The following is a 21,156-nucleotide window of genomic DNA, read 5'->3' on the forward strand; positions in this document are numbered from 1 at the left end:
TGAGAGGACATCAGAGGCGAATCAATGTCCGATTGACGTGCAGCTCAGCGGCCGTTCGGCCGGTTCCGGCAGACGCGCCGGCGAACGCGGCGCAACATTCCGCCGCGCGATCGACGAAGGGGCCGGTCGGGCTCGGCGATCCGCCCGGCCCGACCGGCCCCGTTCCCGTCACAGCCGCGCAGGGCTCAGTCGCTCTGCGGCCCCTCGAGGTTCTTGCTGAGCCACTGCAGGGTGTCCGGGATCATCTTCTTGAAGTCGCTGGTCAGGTGCTTGCCGCCGGGCTGCTCGTAGTACTCGACGGTGAGCGGCGGCGCGGCCTTGGCGACCCAGGCCTTGACCAGCTTGTTCTCGTACGCGTTGGCGCCGCCGGCGGTGGCCAGCATCCGCACGTCGGCCTTGCCCTGGGTGACCAGCAGGTCGGGGCTGTTGGCCTGGCGGTCGTTCTCGTAGCCCTTCCAGAGCGGGGAGTCGGGGGTGAAGTAGCCGTCGATCGGGACGGCGGCCTTGAACTTGTCCGGGTGCTGCAGGGCCAGCTTGGCGCTGCAGAACGCGCCGGTGGAGGCGCCCATCAGGCCCCAGCCGTCGCGGCCCTTCACGGTGCGGAAGTTGGCGCGGACGAAGTCGGGGACGTCCTCGGCCATCCAGGTGCCCATCTTGGGCTGGCCGGGGATGTCGGCGCACTCCAGGGCCTTGGCCTCGTTGGAGTCCAGGTTCTGCACCGGCATGATCATGATGAACGGGTGCGCCTTGCCCTGCTTGGCGAGGTCGGCGTCGACCTCCTGGATCGGCAGCTGGTTGTCGGTCCAGGTGTTGTAGCCGGCGCTCTGGCCGCCCGCGTACAGGGTGAGCACCGGGAAGCCGGTCTTCGCGTACTTGGGGTCGTTGTACTCGGGCGGGAGCCAGACCCAGACCTTTCCGGTGACCCCGGACTTGGCGCCGGTCAGCGTGGTCATCGTGATCTGGCCGGCCGCGGTGTCCCTGGCTTTGCTGAACGCGGCCTGCGGGCCGGTGGGCATCAGCACCTTGCCGGACGACGCGGGGGTCGCGGGCGGCGCGGTCGTGGTCGGAGCGGCCGCCGACGAGCTCGACCCCGCCGTCGGGGACCCGGGCGCGGAGGAGGAACCGGTGGCCGCCGCCGAGGAGCTGCCGCCCTTCGCCGCGTCCCCCGCCTTCCCGGCGCTCCCGCCGTCCGAGCTGCCGCAGGCCGCCAGCGCGGCGGCCAGGGTGAACACGGTGGCGCCGGTCAGCACGGCGCGGAAACGGAAGGACTGCGGCTGCACGGTGAGAACTCTCCGACCGGTGTCGCGCCCGCTCCCACGGAGCCGGGCGGTGGCCCCCGGGTGGGGCCGGACAGGACCGGGGCCGCGACGCTGTGCGGGACCCCCGGGAGGCCGCCCTCACGGGAGCGCGCCGTCCTGCGATCTTATGACGTGGGCCGCCATGCCCCGGTTGCGCGTTGGCCAGCACCGATCCAATGTTTGTTCCCGATCCGGTAAAGCCCCCCGCCACCCCTCCCAACCGGCGGGGCCCCCACCCCCGCCGACCGGCGGGCCCCAACCGCCACCCGCCCACCGGAACCCGTCAGTCGTCGCCTACGAGGAGGGGAGCCGGTCCGGTGCTCCTTTCGAAGATGCGGACGAGGTATCCCACCGCCGGGCGCTCTACGATCTGCTGAGGGCTCAAGCCCTGTCGCCCGTCCGAGCCCACAGCAACCCGACCGGGAGCCCGCCATGCTGGAACGCGTCGCCGTCGTCACCGGAGCCGGGAGCGGGATCGGGCGGGCCGTCGCGGTGGAACTCGCCGTCGGGGGGTGGCGGGTGGTGCTGGCCGGGCGGCGGGAGGAGGCGTTGCGGGAGAGCGGTCGGTCGAGTGGCGGGGAGAACGCGCTCGTGGTGCCGACCGACGTCACCGACCCGCAGGCGGTGGACGCGCTGTTCGGGGCGGCGGTCGAGCGGTTCGGGCGGGTGGATCTGCTGTTCAACAACGCCGGGGCGTTCGGCCCGGCCGGCACCGTGGACGAGTTGGACGTCGACGCGTGGCGGGCCGTGGTCGACGTCAACCTCACCGGTGCCTTCCTCTGTGCCCGCGCCGCGTTCCGGCAGATGCGGGCGCAGCAGCCGCAGGGCGGCCGGATCATCAACAACGGGTCGATCTCCGCCCACGCCCCGCGACCGCGCTCGGCCGCGTACACGGCGACCAAGCACGCCGTCACCGGGCTGACCAAGTCCCTCTCCCTGGACGGCCGTCCGTACCGGATCGCCTGCGGGCAGATCGACATCGGCAACGCCGCCACCGAGATGACGGCCGCGATGAGCAGCGGCGTGCCGCAGGCGGACGGGCGGGTCGCGGTGGAGCCGACGATGGACGTCGCCGACGTGGCGCGCACGGTGCGGCACATGGCGGAGCTTCCGCTGGAGGCCAATGTGCAGTTCGCGACGGTGATGGCGAGCGCCATGCCGTACATCGGGCGCGGCTGACCCCCGGCAGAAACCGGGGCCCTCGTCCCGGCGGAGACGAGGGTCCCGGCCCGACGGGCAGCTACGGGCGCCAGGTGTCGTTCAGCGTCACCCTGCCCGAGGCCGGCACGGCGGCCGTCCGGTTGGCACCGGACTCCCAGGTGACGGCGCCCGAGGCGTCCTTGCGGATGTACTTGTAGGAGAAGGCGGTACCAGCGGGCATCGCCACATCGAGCTTCCAGACCGGGTACCCGGCCGAGGAGAGCGGCAGCGCCCGGGTGGTGTCCCAGGAACCCAGCGCGGCGTTGTCGCCGACCACGTAGATGTTCTGCCCGTAGACCGTGGTCGCGTTGACGCCGAAGGACGCGCCGCCGGTCACCGCCGTGCCGCTGCCGGGCGCGCCGATGTGGAGCGCGACGGCGTCGCCCGCGCCGACCGTCGCGGTGAAGCGGCCGTCCGTACCGACCGTGTAGGACGGGCCGGTGCAGCCGCCGGACGCCGGGTCGCCGTGCTGGACGTCGCAGTAGGAGCCGGCGGGCAGCGAGGTCTGGTAGGTCTGGGTGACCGGGCCGCTCTCCCGGTTGATCGCCACGAAGCCCTTGTTCCCGCGGCCGAAGGCGATCGCGTTGGCGCCGTTGGTCCACCAGTTGGTGAGCGCGGTCCCGGCCACCGCGTTGCGGAAGCCGACCATGTTGGCCACCTGCCGCCAGGCGTGGGTGCAGTTCCAGCCGTCCTGGTAGCAGGCGTTGACGGTGCCGCCGTTCGGCGGGCCGTCGTCGTGGCCGGTGAAGGCGTAGCCGGAGTACACGTTCGGCGAGCCGTACGGGTGGGCCAGCAGGAAGACGTTGGCCAGGGTGTAGGTCGAGCCGTCCCGGTAGGTGAGCGTGGAGCCGTTGCGCTCGGTGTCCCAGTTGTCGACGAAGGTGCGGGCCTTGGCGGTGGGCAGCAGGCCGCTCCCCCAGCCGGACAGATCGGCGAGCCTGCCGCCCTGGAAGGCGCTCTTCAGCCAGGTGCCGGAGCGGAACTCGTCGACGTCGCCGGTGCCGGTGTACTCGGAGGGCTGGATCGGCTCGCCGGCGCCGTAGATGACCTCCTGCACCCAGTAGGCCTGGGGGTTGGCCGTCGTGGCCTTGATGGCGGCGAGGTCGGTGGCGGCGATGTGCTTGGCGGCGTCGATCCGGTAGCCGTCGACGCCGAGCGAGGCCAGGTCGTCGAGGTAGCGGGCGATGCTCTGCCGGACGTAGGTGCTGCCGGTGTCCAGGTCGGCGAGGTCGACCAGTTCGCAGTTCTGCACGTTCGAGCGGTCGCCGTAGTTGTTGCCGATCGCCGTCCGGCAGGTGTGGAAGTCCTGGTCCTGGTAGTAGCCGGGGTAGGTGTACTTGCTGTGGACGGTGCCGCCGGTGCCGGTGCCGGAGCCCGCGGACATGTGGTTGATCACCGAGTCGGCGAGCACCTTGACGCCGGCCGCGTGGCAGGTGTCGATCATGCGCTGGAAGGACGTCCGGTCGCCGAGGCGCCCGGCGATCCGGTAGCTGACGGGCTGGTAGGAGGTCCACCACTGGCTGCCCTGGATGTGCTCCTGGGGCGGCGAGACCTCGACGAAGCCGTAGCCCTTGGGGCCGAGGGTGTCGGTGCAGGCCTTGGCGACCGAGTCGAAGCGCCACTCGAAGAGCGTCGCCGTGACGTCCTTGCCGCTGCCGGGCGGGGCGGCCTGGGCGGCGGGGGCCGCGCCGAAGGCGGTGGTGAGGGAGAGCGCGAGAGCCGCCGAGGCGGTGAGCGCCCCGACTGCGCGGGCGGTGGTGACCACGTTGTCTCCTGTGGGGGGTGGCCGGGTGGGGGAAGTCCGGGGACCACGCGCGAAAGCTTGCTGAAATGTTTCAGAAACTTGCAGCGCTGAACCTAGGGGCCCGGCCGGAGGCCGTCAATACCCCGCGCACGACACAGGGCCCGGCGGTCGCACCCGCCGGGCCCTGCCCCTGTCTCACCTGGTTTCCGCCGGCTTCACCGGCGCGGGGTCAGCTCGTGGTGATCGAGGTGTCGTCGATCACGAAGCTGGTCTGCAGCGAGACGTCCTCGGTGCCGGTGAACTTGAGGGTCACCGTCTGGCCCGCGTAGGCCGACAGGTCGAAGGTCCGCAGCTGGTAGCCGGCGGCCGCGTCGACGTTCGAGTAGGTCTTCAGCGTGGTGCCGTTCACCTGGACGGCCAGCTTGTCGTACGCCGTCGTACCGGACTCACCGGTGTCGATGTGCAGGTAGAAGCTCAGCGTCGCCGAGCAGCCCGCCGGGATGGTCACCGTCTGGGACAGCGTGTCGGTGTGCGTCGAGCCGTAGCCGTTCAGCCACGCCTTCCACGAACCGCCGTGCGGCGCCTGCGAGGACGAGTTGTCGACCACGCCGCTGGAGGCGGTCCACGGCGCGGCCGTGCCCGTCTCGAAGCCCGCGTTGCCGAGCAGCTGCGCCGGGGTGCAGCTGCTGTTGGGGTCGGTGACCGCCCAGGTGAAGCTGGTGGTCCCGGTCTTGCCCGCCGAGTCCTTGGCCGTCACGGTGACGCTGGAGTTGCCGACGGTGGTCGGGGTGCCGCTGATCACGCCGGTGGAGGCGTTGATCGACAGGCCGGCCGGCAGACCGGTGGCCGAGTAGGTCAGCGCGCCGGTGCCGCCGTTCGCCTTGACGGACAGGCTGACCGCGGTGCCGGCCTTGGTGCTCTGGTTGCCCGGGTTGGTGACGGTGACGCCGCCCGGGTCCGGCGGCAGGGTGCCGACGTTGACGGCGGCCCACGCGGTGCCGACCGCGATCACCTCGGGGCTGCCCGCCCCGTAGAGGTCCTTGGCGGCGTTCTCGGTCGCGGTGCGGGCCGCGGCGAAGTTGGTGGTGGAGGTCATGTACGTGGTCAGCGCCTTGTACCAGACCTGCAGCGCCTTGTCCCGGCCGATGCCGGAGAGGCTGATGCTGTTGACGGTCGGGCTGTTGTAGCTGACGCCGTTGATCACCTTGGCGCCGCTGCCCTCGGCCAGCAGGTAGAAGAAGTGGTTGGCGACGCCGGACGAGTAGTGCACGTCCAGGTTGCCGACGCCCGAGTACCAGGAGTCGGCCGAGGAGCCGTCCTTGGAGGGCTTGTCCATGTAGCGCAGCGGCGTGCCGTTGCCGTTGATGTTGATGAGCTCGCCGACCAGGTAGTCCGGGTTGTCGGCGGGCAGGTTCGCGTAGAACTCGACCGCGTTGCCGAAGATGTCCGAGGTGGCCTCGTTGAGGCCGCCGGACTCGCCGGAGTAGTTGAGGTTGGCGGTCGCCGAGGTGACGCCGTGGCTCATCTCGTGGCCGGCCACGTCCAGCTCGGTCAGCGGGTGGGTGTCGCCCGAACCGTCGCCGTAGGTCATGCAGAAGCAGCTGTCGTCCCAGAACGCGTTGACGTAGCCGGTCGAGTAGTGGACCCGGCTGAAGGCGCCGACGCCGTCGTTGCGGATGCCGTTGCGGCCGAAGGTGTTCTTGTAGAAGTCCCAGGTGGCGGCGGCGCCGTACTGGGCGTCGACGGCGGCGGACTCGCTGTTGCTGGCCTGGCCGTTGCCCCAGGTGTCGCTGGTCTTGCTGTACAGCGTGCCGTTGCCGGACGTGCCGTGGTTCATGTTGGTGGTGTACTGGCCGCCGCGGGTGCCGTCCTTGAGCTGGTAGCTGGACCCGCTCTGGGTGGTGGTCAGCGGCACGTTGCCGACGAAGACGCCGGTGCCGGTGCCGGTCTTGATGCCGTCGGCCTTGTTCAGGACCGCGCCGGTGGTCGCGTCGGTGACGACGTGCAGCCGGCTCGGGGTGCCGTCCGACTCCCGGCCGGAGACGACGGTCTCCCAGGCGAGCTTCGGGGTGCCATCGGCGGCCCAGACGACCAGGCGCGGGGCGGTGTCGAGCGCGGAGCCGGCCTCGGCGGCCAGCGCGGTCTCCTGCGCCTTGGGCGCGGCGAGCTTCGGCGTGGTGTCGACGCCGCTCAGCACGGCCTCGCTGGCCTTGGTCACGCCCGTGGTGGCACCGGTGGCGTCCTGGTGGACGATCAGGTCGCCGCCGAGCACCGGCAGACCGGCGTAGGTGCGCTCGTAGCGCAGGTGGCGGGCGCCGTTGGTGTCCTGGACGACGTCCTTGGTGACCAGCTTCTCGTTGCCGGTCAGGCCCAGCGTCTGGGCGATGCCGACGGTCTGCTGGTTCGCGGAGGCGATCAGCTCCGCCCGGCTCGCCTGCTGCGCGGCGACGGCCGCCGGCGCGTCAGGGGTGGCCGCCTGCGCGATGACCGGGATGCCGGTCACCAGCAGCGCGGTGGATGCGGCCATGACAACCGCGGCCTTCCGGGCGTGGGCGTAACGGGACATGCGGACTCCTTTTCCGACCGCCGCGGGGTTCGCGGACGGTGGAGAGAACCTGGCCGCGGTTGCGACTCAGTGGGGGCCCCCGCCGCCGATACGCGGCGCGGGTGCGGTTGCGGAGCAAGGTGGTCGAGCGTTTTCCGGCAGGGGACGCGCCGTTCCTCACCTCGGACCGCTGCGCCGGGGGGTGGGGTCCCCTCGGCTGCAGCAGGAGGAATCGTGGCAGCAAACGAGCCGTTAATGACAGATGCATGCCATGGATTGGCCGATTAGCTACCGGCCCGTAGATCCGGCGGACACCCGGCAGTGTTACGGCGGCGAGAACTTCCGGAGATCGTTTTCATTCCCGCCGAAAAGGTTTGCTCACCCCCGGCAGGCACTGACCAGCGCTCAGGGCCCACCCCCGGCCCGGGCGGCGGCGGACAGCGCCGGACAGGTGCGGCACGTCACCTTTCCGGCCGTGCCACGGGCGGTTTTCGGTCAACCCCGTTCATTGAACGGAACCGGAAGGCACCCGAAACGGTCGAAGCCTGCACCGCACAGGGCTCGCAGGGTTGCAACAATTTTCAGCAAGATGCGGAAATCCTTGCGGGCGGGCACAATGCCTCACCCCGCCCGCCGCCCACCCCCGATTGCGCCTCCCCGCCCTCCCGGCATGACAATGGGACGTATGCCCGTCCCACCGGTCCGCACCAGACCCGCCCGCACCCCCTCCCCCGGTGGGAGCCACCCCCTACCACTCAAGGGGGACAGCCGGTGAAGAATCCACTTCCGGAGGATGAGCGGACGGCTACGGGACGTCTGGCAGACTTCTCGTCCATGGGGGAACCGACCGAGATCCAGCAGAACGGCGGCCGCATGCCCGACGGAGCCACCAGCGCGGCCCAGACCCGGACGGCCGCGCTGCGCGCCCGCGTCCGCGCGCAACGCCGTTCGCCGGCCCGCCCGCGGATCTGGTTCGAGCTGGCGCTGATCGGTCTCAGCTACTGGATCTACTCGCTGGTGCGCAACGCCGTCCCCGAGCAGGAGTCGGTGGCGCAGAAGCACGCGGGCTGGATCTGGGACCTCGAGCACTCCCTGGGCATCGCCGTCGAGCGCTCGATCAACCACGCGGTCGACAGCGTCGGCTGGCTGATCACCGGGATGAACTACTACTACGCGACGCTGCACTTCATCGTGACCATCGGCGTCCTGGTCTGGCTCTACCGCTGGCACCCGGGCCGCTACGTCGCGGTGCGCACGGTGCTGTTCGTCACCACCGCGATCGCGCTGGTCGGCTTCTACTTCTTCCCGCTGGCGCCGCCCCGGCTGATGACCGACGGCGGCTTCATCGACACCGTGAAGTCGCACGGCACCTGGGGCTCGATGGCCTCCGGCCCGGCCACCCACGTCTCCAACCAGTTCGCCGCGATGCCCTCGATGCACATCGGCTGGTCGATGTGGTGCGGGCTGACCATCTTCTTCCTGGCCCGGCGCACCTGGGTCCGGGTGCTCGGCCTGCTCTACCCCGCGGCCACCCTGGTGGTGATCGTCGCGACCGCCAACCACTTCTGGATGGACGCCGTCGGCGGCGAGATCTGCCTGCTGGTGGGCTTCCTCGCCGCCCGCTGGTTCTACCACTCCTGGGTCTACAAGCTCCCGCAGGTGCCCGCCCGGGAGGAGGAGCCGGCCCGGCCGGTCACCGTCCCGGAGCAGTGGAGCGAACCCGCGGTGAGCAGCGCCCGGCGCTAGCAGCCGCCAAGACGCCGAGAGCGCCAAGACGCCGAGAGGGGCCCCGGAGAAATCGGGGCCCCTCTCGGCTGCCCGCTCACCCATGGAGCTCTGCGCGCTCACCCGTAGAACAGCCGCTCCACCACCGACCGGGCGCGTCGGGTGGTGCGCCGGTAGTCGTCCACCAGCTCGCCGCTGTGCCCGGCCCCGTAGCCCAGGTAGCGGGCCACCCCCGCCAGCTCCCGGGCGTCCGTCGGGAAGGAGTCGCCCGCCCGGCCGCGCACCAGCATCACCGCCGAGCGCACCCGGGAGGCCAGCACCCAGGCCGCGTCCAGCACCTCCGCGTCCTCGGCCCCGACCAGACCGGCCCCGGCCGCCGCCGCCAGCGCCTGCCTGGTCCGGGTGGTGCGCAGTCCCGGCAGTCCGTGCCCGTGCTGGAGCTGGAGCAGCTGGACGGTCCACTCGACGTCCGCCAGCCCGCCCCGGCCGATCTTCGTGTGGGTGGTCGGGTCGGCGCCGCGCGGCAGCCGCTCCGCCTCGATCCGGGCCTTGATCCGGCGGATCTCCAGCAGGTCCCGCTCCGGCACTCCGGCGCCCGGGTAGCGCAGCGGGTCGATCAGCCACCGGAAGCGCTCCCCCAGCTCCGGGTCGCCCGCCACCGGCTCGGCCCGCAGCAGCGCCTGGCTCTCCCAGGCGTGCGACCAGCGCCGGTAGTACGCCTCGTACGAGGCGAGCGAGCGCACCAGCGGGCCGTTGCGCCCCTCCGGCCGCAGGTCGGCGTCCACCTCCAGCGGCGGCTCGGTGGACGGCGCGGCGAGCAGCGCGCGCAGTTCGAGGCAGACCGCCTGCGCGGCCCGGGCGGCCTCGTCCTCCAGCGAGCCGAGCAGCGGCTCGTGGACGAAGAGCACGTCCGCGTCCGAGCCGTAGCCCAGCTCGTGCCCGCCGAACCGGCCCATCGCGATCACCGCGAGCCGGGTCGGCAGCGCGCCGTTGCGGGCCTCCCAGCCGGCCACGCAGGCCCGCAGCGCGCCCTGCAGGGTGGCGGCGTTCAGCGCGGTGAGCGCCTCGCCGGCGGTGTCCAGCGCCTGCGCCGGGTCCTCGCCGAGCCGGCCGAGCACATCGGCGGCGGCGGTGCGGAACAGCTCCCGGCGGCGCACCGACCGGATGGCCGCCACCGCGGCCGCGGTGGAGTCGGCCCGGCCGACGGCGGCCAGCACCTCCCGTTCCAGGGCGTCCCGCCCGCGCGGCACCAGGCCCTGCGGGTCGCCGAGCATCGCCACCGCCTCGGGCGCGCGCAGCAGCAGGTCCGGGGCGAGCCGGCCGGCCGACAGCACCCGCGCCAGCTGCTCGGCCGCGGCGCTCTCGTCCCGCAGCAGCCGCAGGTACCAGGGGGTGCGGCCGAGGGCGTCGGAGACCTGGCGGAAGTTGAGCAGCCCGGCGTCCGGGTCGGCGGAGTCGGCGAACCAGCCGAGCAGCACCGGCAGCAGGGTGCGCTGGATGGCGGCCTTGCGGCTGACCCCGGAGGCGAGCGCGGTGAGGTGGCGCAGCGCGGCGGCCGGGTCGGCGTAGCCGAGCGCCTCCAGCCGGGCCCGGGCGGCCTCCGGGCGCAGGCCGGCCGCGCCGGTCGGCAGTTCGGCGACGGCGTCCAGCAGCGGCCGGTAGAACAGCTTCTCGTGCAGCCGGCGCACCTCGACCGCGTGCCGCTTCCACTCCCGCTGGAGCGCGGCGACCGGGTCGGAGCGGGTGTCGTCGTTGATCAGCGGGGCGAGCGAGCGGGCGAGGCGGCGCTGGTCCTCCTCGCCGGTGGGCATCAGATGGGTGCGGCGCAGCCGGTGCAGCTGGATCCGGTGCTCCAGCGAGCGCAGGAACCGGTAGGCGGTGTCCAGCGAGGCGGCGTCGGCGCGGCCCACGTAGCCGCCGCGGGAGAGCGCGGCCAGCGCCTCCAGGGTGTTGCCGCTGCGCAGCGCCTCGTCGCTGCGGCCGTGCACCAGCTGGAGCAGCTGGACGGAGAACTCGACGTCGCGCAGCCCGCCGGGGCCGAGCTTGAGCTGGCGGTCCAGCTCGGTGGCCGGGATCGAGTCGATCACCCGGCGGCGCATCTGCTGCACGTCGGCGACGAAGTTCTCCCGGGCGGCGGCCTGCCAGACCATCGGCGCCAGCGCGGCGGTGTACGCCTCGCCGAGCTCCGGGTCGCCGGCCACCGGGCGGGCCTTGAGCAGCGCCTGGAACTCCCAGGTCTTGGCCCAGCGCTGGTAGTACGCGAGGTGGCTGGCCAGGGTGCGGACCAGCGGGCCGTTGCGGCCCTCGGGGCGCAGGTTGGCGTCGACCGGCCAGATGGTGCCCTCGCCGGTGGTGTCGGCGCACAGCCGGGTGAGGGCGGCGGCCAGCCGGGTGGCGGCCTGGAGCGCCTCCTGCTCGCCGACGCCCTCGCGCGGCTCGGCGACGTAGACGACGTCGACGTCGGAGACGTAGTTGAGTTCGCGCCCGCCGCACTTGCCCATGCCGATGACGGCGAGCCGGCAGGCCTCGGCGGCCTGCGGGTCCTGGGCGGCGGCGAGGTCGAGGGCGGTCTGCAGGGTGGCGCCGGCCAGGTCGGCGAGTTCGGCGGCGGTCTGGGCGAGGTCGGTGGTGCCGGTGAGGTCGCGGGCGGCGATGGCCAGCAGGCAGCGGCGGTAGGCGACGCGCAGCGCGTCCGCCGGGCGGCCGGCGGGGTCGGCCGCGTCGGCGGCGACGCCCTCGGCGAGCGCGCGGCGGAAGTCCTCCGGGCCGGGGTGCATGTCGCGCAGCTCGAAGGTGACCAGGACGTGCCAGTCGTGCGGGTGCCGGGCCAGGTGGTCGGCGAGCGCGGTGGAGGCGCCGAGCACGCCGAGCAGCCGGTCGCGCAGCGGTTTGGAGGTGGTGAGGGTGTCCCGCAGGGTCTGCTGGTCGGCCGGGTCGGCGGCCTCCAGCAGCCGGGACAGGCCGAGCAGCGCGAGGTCCGGGTCGGCGGTGGCGGCGAGCGCGTCGAGCAGCAGCGGATCGGCGGCCAGACCGGTCAGCGCCGGTTCGGCGAGCAGCCGCAGCGCCCGCTCCGGATCGGTGAACCCCCGCCGCACCAGCCGGATCTCCGGCCGGCTGACCCGGCTTCCGGCCCGCTGTTCCTCCACCGCCATCGTCCCTCCGTCGGTCCGCCCCAGCAGGCTACGCGCCCCGGGCCCGCAGGGCGTGTCGCCTTGCCCGTCGGCTCGGCGGCGCGGTGGAGTACGCATGGCCGGCCGGGACGCCGGACCGGCCGACCCGTGGCTCTCCCCCCACTCCCACCCGAAGGGACGACCCATGGCGAGCGAGTACCCGGCCGGGCGGAGCGTCCGGCGCCGACACCCCCTGCGGGTCGCGATCGGCGTGTCCGGCGATCTGCTGTTCACCGTCGGCGTGCTGTTCGCCCTGCTGCTCGTCCACTCGCTGTGGTGGACGAACCTCACGGCCGCCCGGCACGCGGACCTCTCCGGCGAACGGCTGCGCCGGTCCTGGTCGGCCCCGGCCGCCGCCCCGCCGACCGCCGCCGCACCGCCGGACTCCCCCGCACCGCCCCCGTTCGACCCGGGCGACGCCATCGGCTTCCTCCACGTCCCGGCCCTCGGCTCCGGCTACCAGGTGCTGATCGAGGTCGGCGCCGACCCGGACACCCTCGCGGACGGGGTCGCCGGGGCCTACACGGCGCCGTACCGCGCGGCCATGCCCTGGGAGCCGCAGGGCAACTTCGCCCTGGCCGCCCACCGCGACGGGCACGGCGCGAAGTTCCACGACCTGGACCGGCTGAAGCCGGGCGACCCGCTGGTCGTGGAGACCCGGGACCGCTGGTACGTCTACCGCGTCGACGCCACGCTGCCCGAGACCTCCAAGGACGACACCGGCGTCATCGCCCCGGTGCCCGACGGCTCCCCGTACGGGGGACCCGGCCGCTACATCACCCTGACGACCTGCACGCCGGTCTACACCTCGCGCTACCGGATGGCCGTCTGGGGCAGCCTGCTGCGGGAGGAGCCGATGGACCCGGTCCGCACCCCGCCCGCCGAACTGCGCTGAGCCGGGCGGGCGGGCGGGCACACGACGGACGGGCGGTGCGCCGTATCGCGCACCGCCCGTCCGTCACTGCCTGCTCCGGCCACCGCGGCCGGCTCACCCGGCGCCCTGCGGGCCGGACCGGGTCACGCGGAGCGCGTGGACCGCGTGGACCGTCGGCCGATCCGCATGGCCGCCGCGCCCGCGACGAGGAACGCCGCCGAGAGTCCGGCCAGGGCCGGCGAGCTCCCGCTGCCCGTCTCGGCCAGCTCCCCGTGGTGCCAGTTGTGCTCCTGGCCGTGGTGGGGCGGCTTGGGGGTCGGGTGCTCCACCTCGACGAACTTGGACTTGTTCACGTTGCTGACGGTGTTGCTCTGCGAGGCCGTCTGGTTCTGGCTCTGGCTGTTGCTGTTGCTGTTGTTCGCCGTGTTCTGGGCGGAGTTGTTCAGGGAGTTGTTGGCGGAGCTGTTCGAGGAGTTGTTCACGTGGCTGGCGACGCTGGTGTTCGCGCTGTTGTTGACGTCGTTGTGGATGTGGTTCTGCACGACGACCGTCACGTTGATCTGCGAGTCCTGGCTCTGCTGGCCGTTCTGGGACTGACCCTGGGCCTGGTTCTGGCTCTCGGACTGGTTCTGGCCCTGGCTCTCGGACTGCCCCTGTCCCTGGGTCTCGGACTGCCCCTGGTGGTCCCCGTGCTCCTCGTGCCCACCGTGCTCGCCGTGCTCCTCGTGCCCGCCGTGCTCGTGGTGGCAGGGGCAGACGGGCTTCTCGTGGTGGCAGTGCTTGCCGGTGGGGGCCGACGAGTGCCCCTTCAGCCCGTCGAGGAACCCGGGCTTCGACGGCCGGACACCGGGCAGCCCGCGCTCGTCCTCGCCCGGCTGCTCCTCCGCGCCCTGATCGGTTCCCTCCTCGGCCGGCTGGGCCGCGACCCCCTGCTCGTCCCCCTCGTCGCCCTCCCGGGCCACCACGCCCTGCTCGGCGGCGACGGCCGGCGCCTGACCGCCGGCCGGGGCCACCTCGGCCGGGACGACGTCGGCCGGGGCCGCCTCGGCCGGGTCGACCGCGACCGTCTCGGTGACGCCGTCCGTCCGGTCGAACTGCCGGACCACCAGCTTCGCCGGCCGCGAGTCGCGGTTGCCGAAGGTCCGGGCGTGAATGGTGTCGCCGCTGTCCTCCGCGGCCTGACGGAGGAGACCGTCGACCCATTCACCCTGGGCCTCGGCCGATTCAGCGGCTGCACGGTGGTCGGCGGAGGGCGAGGCGTAGGCCGCCGAGGCGGCCCCACACACGAGGGCGGCCGAGGTCAGTCCGGACAGGGCCAGGGTGGTGATTCGAGTACGCATGACACTCCAGGGTGATCCGCAAAACGGATCTTCTGCATACGCCTGTTCGTCACCCCGCAACGGCTCGCACCGCTGCGGATTAGCCGCTTTGGCCCAACGGATTACCATGCCCGGGGGACATCGGCCGCACCATCCACTACGGTTGACTGATCGTCAGAATCTTCAGAGCACCTGGAGGTTCTTCCGCAGCTCGAACGGCGTCACCTCGGAGCGGTACTCCTCCCACTCCTGCTTCTTGTTGCGCAGGAAGAAGTCGAAGACGTGCTCGCCGAGGGTCTCGGCGACGAGCTCGCTGCGCTGCATGAGGTCGATGGCCTCGCCGAGGTTCTGCGGCATCGGCTGGATGCCGAGGGCGCGGCGCTCGGGGTCGGTGAGGGCCCAGACGTCGTCGTCGGCGCCGGGCGGGAGCTCGTAGCCCTCCTCGATGCCCTTGAGGCCGGCGGCGAGGGTGACGGCGTAGGCGAGGTAGGGGTTGCAGCCGGTGTCGAGGGAGCGGACCTCGATCCGGGTGGAGCCCTGCTTGCCCGGCTTGTACATCGGGACGCGGATCAGCGCGGAGCGGTTGTTGTGGCCCCAGCAGATGTAGGACGGGGCCTCGCCGCCGGCGCCGGCGGTGCGCTGCGAGCCGCCCCAGATCCGCTTGTAGGAGTTCACCCACTGGTTGGTGACGGCCGCGGTCTCGGCGGCGTGGCGCAGCAGGCCGGCGATGAAGGAACGGCCGACCTTGGAGAGCTGGAACTCGGCGCCGGACTCGTGGAAGGCGTTGCGGTCGCCCTCGAACAGCGACAGGTGGGTGTGCATGCCCGAGCCGGGGTGGTCGGAGAACGGCTTGGGCATGAAGCTGGCGTGGACGCCCTGCTCCAGCGCGACCTCCTTCATGACCAGCCGGAAGGTCATGATGTTGTCGGCGGTGGACAGCGCGTCGGCGTACCGCAGGTCGATCTCCTGCTGGCCCGGGGCGCCCTCGTGGTGGGAGAACTCCACCGAGATGCCCATCGACTCCAGCATGGTGATCGCCTGGCGGCGGAAGTCGTGGCCCACCCCGCGCGGGGTGTGGTCGAAGTAGCCGGACTGGTCGGCGGGGATCGGCGGGGTGCCGTCGCCGGGCAGGTTCTTCAGCAGGAAGAACTCGATCTCGGGGTGGGTGTAGAAGGTGAAGCCCTGGGCGGAGGCCTTCTCCAGGGTGCGCTTCAGCACGAACCGCGGGTCGGCGTAGGAGGGCGAGCCGTCCGGCATCAGGATGTCGCAGAACATCCGGGCGGTGCCCGGGGTCTCCGAGCGCCACGGCAGGATCTGGAAGGTGGTCGGGTCCGGCTTGGCGATCATGTCGGACTCGTAGACCCGGGCGAACCCCTCGATCGCCGAGCCGTCGAAGCCGATGCCCTCCTCGAACGCCTGCTCCAGCTCGGCCGGCGCCACCGCGACCGACTTCAGGAACCCCAGGACATCGCTGAACCAGAGCCGGACGAACCGGATGTCACGCTCTTCGAGCGTCCGAAGCACGAACTCCTGCTGCTTGCCCATGGGGACAGTCTCACCTCTGCTCTTTACGCCCGTGTTACGCCCATCATGGCGGATCGAGCCGGGGATGCCCCCCGGGGGACGGCCTCGTCCCTCCGGCCCGGAGGGGTTCACCGCCGGCCCCGGTGGATCCCTCCGGCCGCCGGGAGCCGGGGAGGGGAGCACCGGCCGGCGCACGGCACCCCCCGGCCGAGACATTGCGTCAGATCGACGATTAGACTCGGTGGCATGCCCAATCTCCGTCTCGCCCTCTGCCAGACCGACCCGTGGGTCGGTGACATCGCACGCAACAGCGATGAGGTGGTGCACTGGACCAAGCAGGCCGTCGAGGCCGGTGCCCAGCTGGTCGCGTTCCCCGAGATGGCCCTGACCGGGTACCCGGTCGAGGACCTCGCGCTGCGTCGCTCCTTCGTCGAGGCGTCGCGGGCCGGGCTGGTCGAGCTGGCCGCGCGGCTCGCCGCGGAGGGGCTCGGCGGGGTGCCCGTCGTGGTCGGGTACCTCGGCCGTTCGGAGCAGGCGTCGCCGCGGTTCGGCCGGCCGGCCGGCTCCCCGCAGAACTGCGCCGCGGTGCTGTTCGGCGGCGAGGTGGCCACCCGGTTCGCCAAGCACCACCTGCCGAACTACGGCGTGTTCGACGAGTACCGCTGGTTCGTCCCCGGCGACCAGCTGCCGGTGCTGCGGCTGAACGGGGTGGACGTCGCGCTGGCGATCTGCGAGGACATCTGGCAGGACGGCGGCCGAGTGACCGCCGCCCGCGAGGCCGGGGCCGGCCTGCTGCTGGTGATCAACGGGTCGCCGTACGAGCGGAACAAGGACGACGCCCGGCTGGAGCTGGTCCGCCGCCGGGCCGCCGAGGCGGGCTGCGCGCTCGCGTACGTGAACATGGTCGGCGGCCAGGACGAGCTGGTCTTCGACGGCGACTCGATCGTGGTCGCCCCGGACGGCGAGGTGCTGGCCCGCTCGCCGCAGTTCGAGGAGCACCTGCTGGTGCTGGACCTCGACCTGCCGGCCGCCAGCAGCGACCACACCGACGGGCTGCTGCTCGCCGACGGCCTGCACCTGGTCCGCGCCGAGCTGGGCGGCGAGCCGGGCCCGGCGCCCGCCGCGCCGCTGTCCGCCGGGGTGGCGCCGCGGCTGAGCGACGAGGCGGAGATCTGGTCGGCGCTGGTCTCCGGCACCCGGGCCTACGTCCGCAAGAACGGCTTCCGCTCGGTGCTGATCGGCCTGTCCGGCGGCATCGACTCGGCCGTGGTGGCCGCCCTCGCGGTGGACGCGCTCGGCGCCGGGAACGTGTACTGCGTCTCGATGCCGAGCCGCTACTCCTCGCAGCACTCCCGGGACGACGCGGCCGAGCTGGCCCACCGCACCGGGCTGGACTTCCGCACCGTGCCGATCGCCCCGATGTTCGACGCCTACATGGCGGCCACCGAGCTGACCGGCCTGGCCGAGGAGAACCTGCAGTCCCGGCTGCGCGGCACCCTGCTGATGGCGATCTCCAACCAGGAGGGGCACATCGTGCTCGCGCCCGGCAACAAGAGCGAGCTGGCGGTCGGCTACTCGACCCTGTACGGCGACTCGGTCGGCGCGTTCGGCCCGATCAAGGACGTCTACAAGTCGCTGATCTTCCGGCTGGCCCGCTGGCGCAACGAGGAGGCCGAGCGGCTCGGCGAGGTGCCGCCGATCCCGGAGAACACCATCTCCAAGCCGCCGTCCGCCGAGCTGCGGCCGGACCAGAAGGACACCGACTCGCTGCCCGACTACGACCTGCTGGACACCGTGCTCGACCTGTACGTCGAGGGCGACCAGGGCCGGGACGCGATCGTGGCGGCGGGCTTCGACCCGGCCGTGGTGGACCGGGTGGTGCGGCTCGTGGACACCGCCGAGTACAAGCGGCGGCAGTACCCGCCGGGCCCGAAGATCTCGGTCAAGGGCTTCGGCCGGGACCGCCGGCTGCCGATCACCAACCGGTGGCGCCGCGGCTGACCGGAGCGCGCGCCGTCACTGGTAGCGGTAGGTGGCGGCCACCGCGAGGTGGTCGCTGCCGTCCCGCTCCAGGGTCCGGGAGTCGGTGGGCCGCAGTCCGCCCTTGCTCATGATGTGGTCGATCCGGGCCATCGGGAAGGTCGCCGGCCAGCTGAAGCCGAAGCCGTCGCCGGCCGCGCCCTGGGCCGAGCGCATCTGCGAGGTGACCGGCGCCAGGCTGCGGTCGTTCATGGTGCCGTTGAGGTCGCCGAGCAGCAGCACCTTCTTCACCGGCTCGGCCTCGATCGCGTCGCCGAGCGCCTGGGCGCTGACGCCCCGCTGGTCGACGGTGAAGCCGCCCTCGGCCCTGAGCCGGACCGACGGCAGGTGCGCGACGTACACCGCGACCGGCCCCTGCGGGGTGCCGACCTCGGCCCGGAACGCCCTGGTCCAGCCCATCTTGATGTCCACCACCCGGACGTCGCCGATCGGGTACTTGGACCAGAGCCCCACGGTGCCCTCCACCGCGTGGTACGGGTAGCTGTCGGCCAGCCCGGACTCGTAGGCGCGCAGCGGCCGGCCGGCCAGCTCCTGGAGCGCGACGATCTGCGCGCCGGACTTCTCCAGCATCCGGACGGTGCCCTGCGGGTCCTCGTTGGCGGCGGCCACGTTGTGGCTGACCACCGTGAAGTCGCCGGCGCCGCCGCTCTTGTCGGTGAGCGCGCCGCCGAACATGTCGGTCCAGATCACCAACGGCACCAGCAGCGCGAGCAGCGCGGTGGCGGAGCGGCGCAGCAGGGCGGGCACCAGCAGCACCGGCACGGCCAGGCCCACCCACGGCAGGAAGGTCTCCAGCAGGCTGCCGAGGTTGCCGGTGCTGTTGGGCACCTCGGCGTGGAAGGCCATCACGGCGCCGACGAGCAGGGCCGCCGCGGCGATCAGCAGACCGCGCCGCCAGGCGGTGGCGCCCCGGGCGTCCCGGCCCCAGCCCCGCACGCCGAGGAACCCGGCCGCGGGACGCCGGCCGGATCCCGGGTCGCCGGCCTCCGCCGTGGACACCCGGTCCGCCCTGTCCGCCTGCGCCATGCCGTGGCTCCCGTCGTTCGCGCCGTCCGCCCGTGCCGCCGCCGGTCCGGCGCGGGCCGCCGCCGGGCGGGCGGAGGGCATGCCGGACTGGTGCGGGTTTGGTCGGATTCCCGGCTCAGCCTATGCCGGGACAGACGTCCGGCCGGTGGACCGGGGTTCCGGCGTGGCCCGGTTGGTGAGCCAGGCCACTGCACGGGGCGGCCCGGGGAAGGGGAGTTCGGGCTGCCGGAGAAGGGGCCGGGCCGACGGGGGGTCAGGCGGGAACGGGGCGCAGGGCCGGGCCGGCCAGGCCGGCCAGCAGCGCGTCGACCATCCGCTCGGCCAGCTCCGGGTCGTCCAGGTCGGAGTCGTCCCACAGGATGCTGCGGGCCAGGATCGGGCCGATCAGCAGGTCGCCGAGCAGTTCCTCGTCGAGGTCGGCGCGCAGCTCGCCCTCGGCGACGCCCCGGCGGATGACGTCCCGGGCGGCCTCCCGGCGCGGCAGGATCACCCGTTCGCGGTAGGCGGCGTTCAGCTCGGGCCAGCTCTGCATCTGGCCGAGCGCCGCCTTGAGCACCCAGCGGGAGCGCTTGGCGAGCCCGCGCAGCCGCATGTACTCGATCATCGCGACCAGGTCGCCGCGGATCGAGCCGGTGGCGGCGGGCAGCGGCTCCTCCAGCCTGCTGACCATGTCGACCAGCAGCGCCTCCTTGTTGGGCCAGCGCCGGTAGATGGTGGCCTTGCCCACGCCGGCGGCGGTGGCGATGCCCTCGATGGTCAGCTCGGACAGGCTGGTGCCGTCCGTCATCAGCTCCTCGACGGCGGCGAAGATCGCCTGCTCGGCGGCCTCGCTGCGGGGCCTGCCCCGGCGCGGGCCCGTGCAGGACGGCACGGCCGTCGGCTCGGTCTTCATCTCACATCTCCCGGTTGTGGGCCCCCGCCCGAGGGAGGGCGGGGGTCGCACGCGCTCGTGGGCCCCGTCACCGGCGGGTTCCCGGTGCCAGGGCCCCATTCTCGCTCAGCGCGGTCGCGGGTCAGGCTTCCGCGGCCGCCGTCTTGCGCGCCGCCGTGTCCGCCCGCCCGCCCGGCGCCGCGGCGGAGTCGCCGGCGGAACCGTCGGCCGGGGCCTTGCCGGGCAGCAGGAACCAGGCGATCAGCGCGCCGCCGACGGTGATCGCGGCGGAGAGCCCGGCCACCACGTGCATGGCGTTGAGGAAGGAGTCGTTGGCCGGGCCGATCAGCTCCTTGCCGCGGTCGCCGAGCCGGGCGGCGACGGCCAGGGTCGCCTCCAGCGACTCGCCGGCCTTCTCCCGCAGCTCCGGAGCGGGCAGCTGGGCGAGCTTGTCGGACATCCCGTCGCGGTAGACGGTGGAGAGCACCGCGCCGAGCACCGCGACGCCGAGCGAGCCGCCGACCTGGCGGAAGGTGTTGTTGACCGCCGAGCCGGCGCCCGCCTTCTCGCGGGGCAGCGAGCCCATGATCGCGACGGTGATCGGCGGCATGACGTGTGCCATGCCGGTGCCCATCAGCAGGCCGAGCACGACCAGCACCCAGATCGGGGTGGCGGCGTCCAGCAGCAGGTAGCCGAGGAAGCCGGCCGCGATGGACAGCATGCCGACGGCGCAGGTGGCGCGGATGCCGAAGCGGTCGACCACCAGCCGGGCGCGCGGGGCGAACACCAGCTGGGCGGCGGCCAGCGGCAGCATCAGCACACCGGCCTGCAGCGCGCTGTAGCCGCGCACGCTCTGGGTGTAGAAGACGCCGAAGAACGAGACGCCCATCAGCGCGAAGAAGACCACGCCGACCACGACCACCGAGGCGCTGAACACCTTGTTGCGGAACCAGCCGATGTCCAGCGCGGGGTGGGCGGTGCGGCGCTCGAAGAGCACGAAGGCGGTCAGTGCCGCCAGACCGACCAGCACCGGGCCCCAGGCCTGGACGGCGGTGAAGTCGGCCAGCTCGCCGCCCTTGATGATGCCGAAGATCAGCGCGACCAGGCCGATGATGGACAGCAGCACGCCGACCGGGTCCATCCGGCCCGGGTTGGGGTCCTTGGACTCGGGGACCAGCACCGCCATCGCGATCAGCGCCACGACCACGATCGGCACGTTGACCAGGAAGATCGAGCCCCACCAGAAGTGCTCGATCAGCAGTCCCCCGGTGATCGGGCCGATCGCGATGGCCAGGCCGACGGCGCCGGCCCAGACGCCGATCGCCTTGGGCTGCTCGGAGCGCTCGAAGACGTTCATGATGATGGCGAGCGTGGCCGGCATGGCCAGCGCGCCGCCGACGCCCATCAGCGCGCGGTAGCCGATCAGCTCGCCCGGCGTGCCGGCGAGCGCGGAGAGCAGCGAGGCGAGGCCGAAGACGGCCATGCCGGCCAGCAGCGCCCGCTTGCGGCCGAACCGGTCGCCGAGCAGGCCGGAGGTGAAGAGCAGTCCGGCGAAGACCAGGGTGTAGGAGTTGATCGACCATTCCAGGTCGCTCTGGCTGGCGCCGATGCCGGTGGGCGCCGGGGACGCAATGGTCTTCATCGCGACGTTGAGGATCGAGTTGTCGAGCACGACGACGAGCAGGGCGAGCACCAGGGTGCACAGGATCGCCCAGCGGCGGCGGTGGATGGCTTCCGGCACACGGGGTGGCGCGGCGGCGGTGGTCATGGGTTCTTCCCGTCGTGGTACGGCGTGGCACTGGCGGGAATTTCGAGCCGCG

Annotated in this window: 13 protein-coding genes; 4 read left to right on the top strand and 9 right to left on the bottom strand. The window is 72.7% G+C overall.

Annotation, left to right across the window (positions count from 1 at the left end):
- Positions 1-185: 185 nt before the first annotated feature.
- The gene (locus ABZW10_RS09035) at positions 186-1,280 is read right to left on the bottom strand and encodes an alpha/beta hydrolase-fold protein (RefSeq protein WP_355361921.1); all 1,095 of its coding nucleotides are present in this window, start codon (positions 1,278-1,280) and stop codon (positions 186-188) included.
- Positions 1,281-1,730: 450 nt separating this feature from the next.
- Between ABZW10_RS09035 and ABZW10_RS09040 the strand changes: the two genes are divergently transcribed.
- Positions 1,731-2,477, top strand: a complete 747-nt coding sequence (locus ABZW10_RS09040; protein ID WP_355361923.1) for an SDR family oxidoreductase — start codon at positions 1,731-1,733, stop codon at positions 2,475-2,477.
- 61 nt (positions 2,478-2,538) lie between these two features.
- Here ABZW10_RS09040 and ABZW10_RS09045 read toward each other — a convergent pair whose 3' ends face one another.
- Positions 2,539-4,263 carry a carbohydrate-binding module family 20 domain-containing protein gene (locus tag ABZW10_RS09045; RefSeq protein ID WP_355361925.1) on the bottom strand — a complete coding sequence of 575 codons (1,725 nt, stop codon included), beginning with the start codon at positions 4,261-4,263 and terminating at the stop codon, positions 2,539-2,541.
- Between the two features lie 208 nt (positions 4,264-4,471).
- Complete coding sequence (locus tag ABZW10_RS09050) at positions 4,472-6,808, bottom strand: M4 family metallopeptidase (protein WP_355361927.1); 2,337 nt, start codon at positions 6,806-6,808, stop codon at positions 4,472-4,474.
- Between the two features lie 813 nt (positions 6,809-7,621).
- Here ABZW10_RS09050 and ABZW10_RS09055 point away from each other — a divergent pair.
- Positions 7,622-8,533 carry a phosphatase PAP2 family protein gene (locus ABZW10_RS09055; protein WP_355361929.1) on the top strand — a complete coding sequence of 304 codons (912 nt, stop codon included), beginning with the start codon at positions 7,622-7,624 and terminating at the stop codon, positions 8,531-8,533.
- A gap of 98 nt (positions 8,534-8,631) precedes the next feature.
- Here ABZW10_RS09055 and ABZW10_RS09060 read toward each other — a convergent pair whose 3' ends face one another.
- A complete protein-coding gene (locus ABZW10_RS09060; protein WP_355361931.1) occupies positions 8,632-11,664 on the bottom strand; it encodes a bifunctional [glutamine synthetase] adenylyltransferase/[glutamine synthetase]-adenylyl-L-tyrosine phosphorylase in 3,033 nt (1,010 codons plus the stop codon).
- Between the two features lie 163 nt (positions 11,665-11,827).
- Here ABZW10_RS09060 and ABZW10_RS09065 point away from each other — a divergent pair, with 163 nt between their 5' ends.
- The gene (locus ABZW10_RS09065; protein ID WP_355361933.1) at positions 11,828-12,577 is read left to right on the top strand and encodes a class E sortase; all 750 of its coding nucleotides are present in this window, start codon (positions 11,828-11,830) and stop codon (positions 12,575-12,577) included.
- Between the two features lie 122 nt (positions 12,578-12,699).
- On the opposite strand, the gene ABZW10_RS09070 is transcribed toward ABZW10_RS09065, so the two are convergent.
- Together ABZW10_RS09070 and ABZW10_RS09075 are read right to left on the bottom strand one after the other, a co-directional pair.
- The gene (locus ABZW10_RS09070; protein WP_355361935.1) at positions 12,700-13,896 is read right to left on the bottom strand and encodes a hypothetical protein; all 1,197 of its coding nucleotides are present in this window, start codon (positions 13,894-13,896) and stop codon (positions 12,700-12,702) included.
- 162 nt (positions 13,897-14,058) lie between these two features.
- Positions 14,059-15,420: a glutamine synthetase family protein gene (locus tag ABZW10_RS09075; protein WP_355361937.1), complete on the bottom strand. Its 1,362-nt coding sequence runs from the start codon at positions 15,418-15,420 to the stop codon at positions 14,059-14,061.
- Between the two features lie 225 nt (positions 15,421-15,645).
- Between ABZW10_RS09075 and ABZW10_RS09080 the strand changes: the two genes are divergently transcribed.
- Positions 15,646-17,400 (top strand): NAD+ synthase, encoded by a 1,755-nt coding sequence (locus ABZW10_RS09080; protein ID WP_355361939.1) that lies wholly within the window; start codon positions 15,646-15,648, stop codon positions 17,398-17,400.
- A 15-nt stretch (positions 17,401-17,415) separates the two neighbouring features.
- Here ABZW10_RS09080 and ABZW10_RS09085 read toward each other — a convergent pair whose 3' ends face one another.
- From ABZW10_RS09085 to ABZW10_RS09095, 3 genes are all read right to left on the bottom strand, one after another.
- Positions 17,416-18,546: an endonuclease/exonuclease/phosphatase family protein gene (locus tag ABZW10_RS09085; RefSeq protein WP_355361941.1), complete on the bottom strand. Its 1,131-nt coding sequence runs from the start codon at positions 18,544-18,546 to the stop codon at positions 17,416-17,418.
- Positions 18,547-18,718: 172 nt separating this feature from the next.
- On the bottom strand, positions 18,719-19,357 hold the full coding sequence (locus tag ABZW10_RS09090) for a TetR/AcrR family transcriptional regulator (RefSeq protein ID WP_355361943.1): 639 nt from the start codon (positions 19,355-19,357) through the stop codon (positions 18,719-18,721).
- Positions 19,358-19,478: 121 nt separating this feature from the next.
- On the bottom strand, positions 19,479-21,104 hold the full coding sequence (locus ABZW10_RS09095) for an MFS transporter (RefSeq protein WP_355361945.1): 1,626 nt from the start codon (positions 21,102-21,104) through the stop codon (positions 19,479-19,481).
- Positions 21,105-21,156: the final 52 nt, after the last annotated feature.

Origin of the sequence: Kitasatospora sp. NPDC004723 (assembly GCF_040609255.1) — a bacterium.
Classification (GTDB): domain Bacteria; phylum Actinomycetota; class Actinomycetes; order Streptomycetales; family Streptomycetaceae; genus Kitasatospora.

What these genes read in the sequence shown, in the direction of transcription:
- ABZW10_RS09040 (WP_355361923.1), top strand. Translation starts at nt 1,731, where the DNA reads ATGCTGGAACGCGTCGCCGTCGTCACCGGAGCCGGGAGCGGGATCGGG.
- ABZW10_RS09050 (WP_355361927.1), bottom strand. Translation starts at nt 6,808, where the DNA reads ATGTCCCGTTACGCCCACGCCCGGAAGGCCGCGGTTGTCATGGCCGCA.
- ABZW10_RS09055 (WP_355361929.1), top strand. Translation starts at nt 7,622, where the DNA reads ATGGGGGAACCGACCGAGATCCAGCAGAACGGCGGCCGCATGCCCGAC.
- ABZW10_RS09060 (WP_355361931.1), bottom strand. Translation starts at nt 11,664, where the DNA reads ATGGCGGTGGAGGAACAGCGGGCCGGAAGCCGGGTCAGCCGGCCGGAG.
- ABZW10_RS09065 (WP_355361933.1), top strand. Translation starts at nt 11,828, where the DNA reads ATGGCGAGCGAGTACCCGGCCGGGCGGAGCGTCCGGCGCCGACACCCC.
- ABZW10_RS09070 (WP_355361935.1), bottom strand. Translation starts at nt 13,896, where the DNA reads ATGCGTACTCGAATCACCACCCTGGCCCTGTCCGGACTGACCTCGGCC.
- ABZW10_RS09075 (WP_355361937.1), bottom strand. Translation starts at nt 15,420, where the DNA reads ATGGGCAAGCAGCAGGAGTTCGTGCTTCGGACGCTCGAAGAGCGTGAC.
- ABZW10_RS09080 (WP_355361939.1), top strand. Translation starts at nt 15,646, where the DNA reads ATGCCCAATCTCCGTCTCGCCCTCTGCCAGACCGACCCGTGGGTCGGT.
- ABZW10_RS09085 (WP_355361941.1), bottom strand. Translation starts at nt 18,546, where the DNA reads ATGCCCTCCGCCCGCCCGGCGGCGGCCCGCGCCGGACCGGCGGCGGCA.
- ABZW10_RS09090 (WP_355361943.1), bottom strand. Translation starts at nt 19,357, where the DNA reads ATGAAGACCGAGCCGACGGCCGTGCCGTCCTGCACGGGCCCGCGCCGG.
- ABZW10_RS09095 (WP_355361945.1), bottom strand. Translation starts at nt 21,104, where the DNA reads ATGACCACCGCCGCCGCGCCACCCCGTGTGCCGGAAGCCATCCACCGC.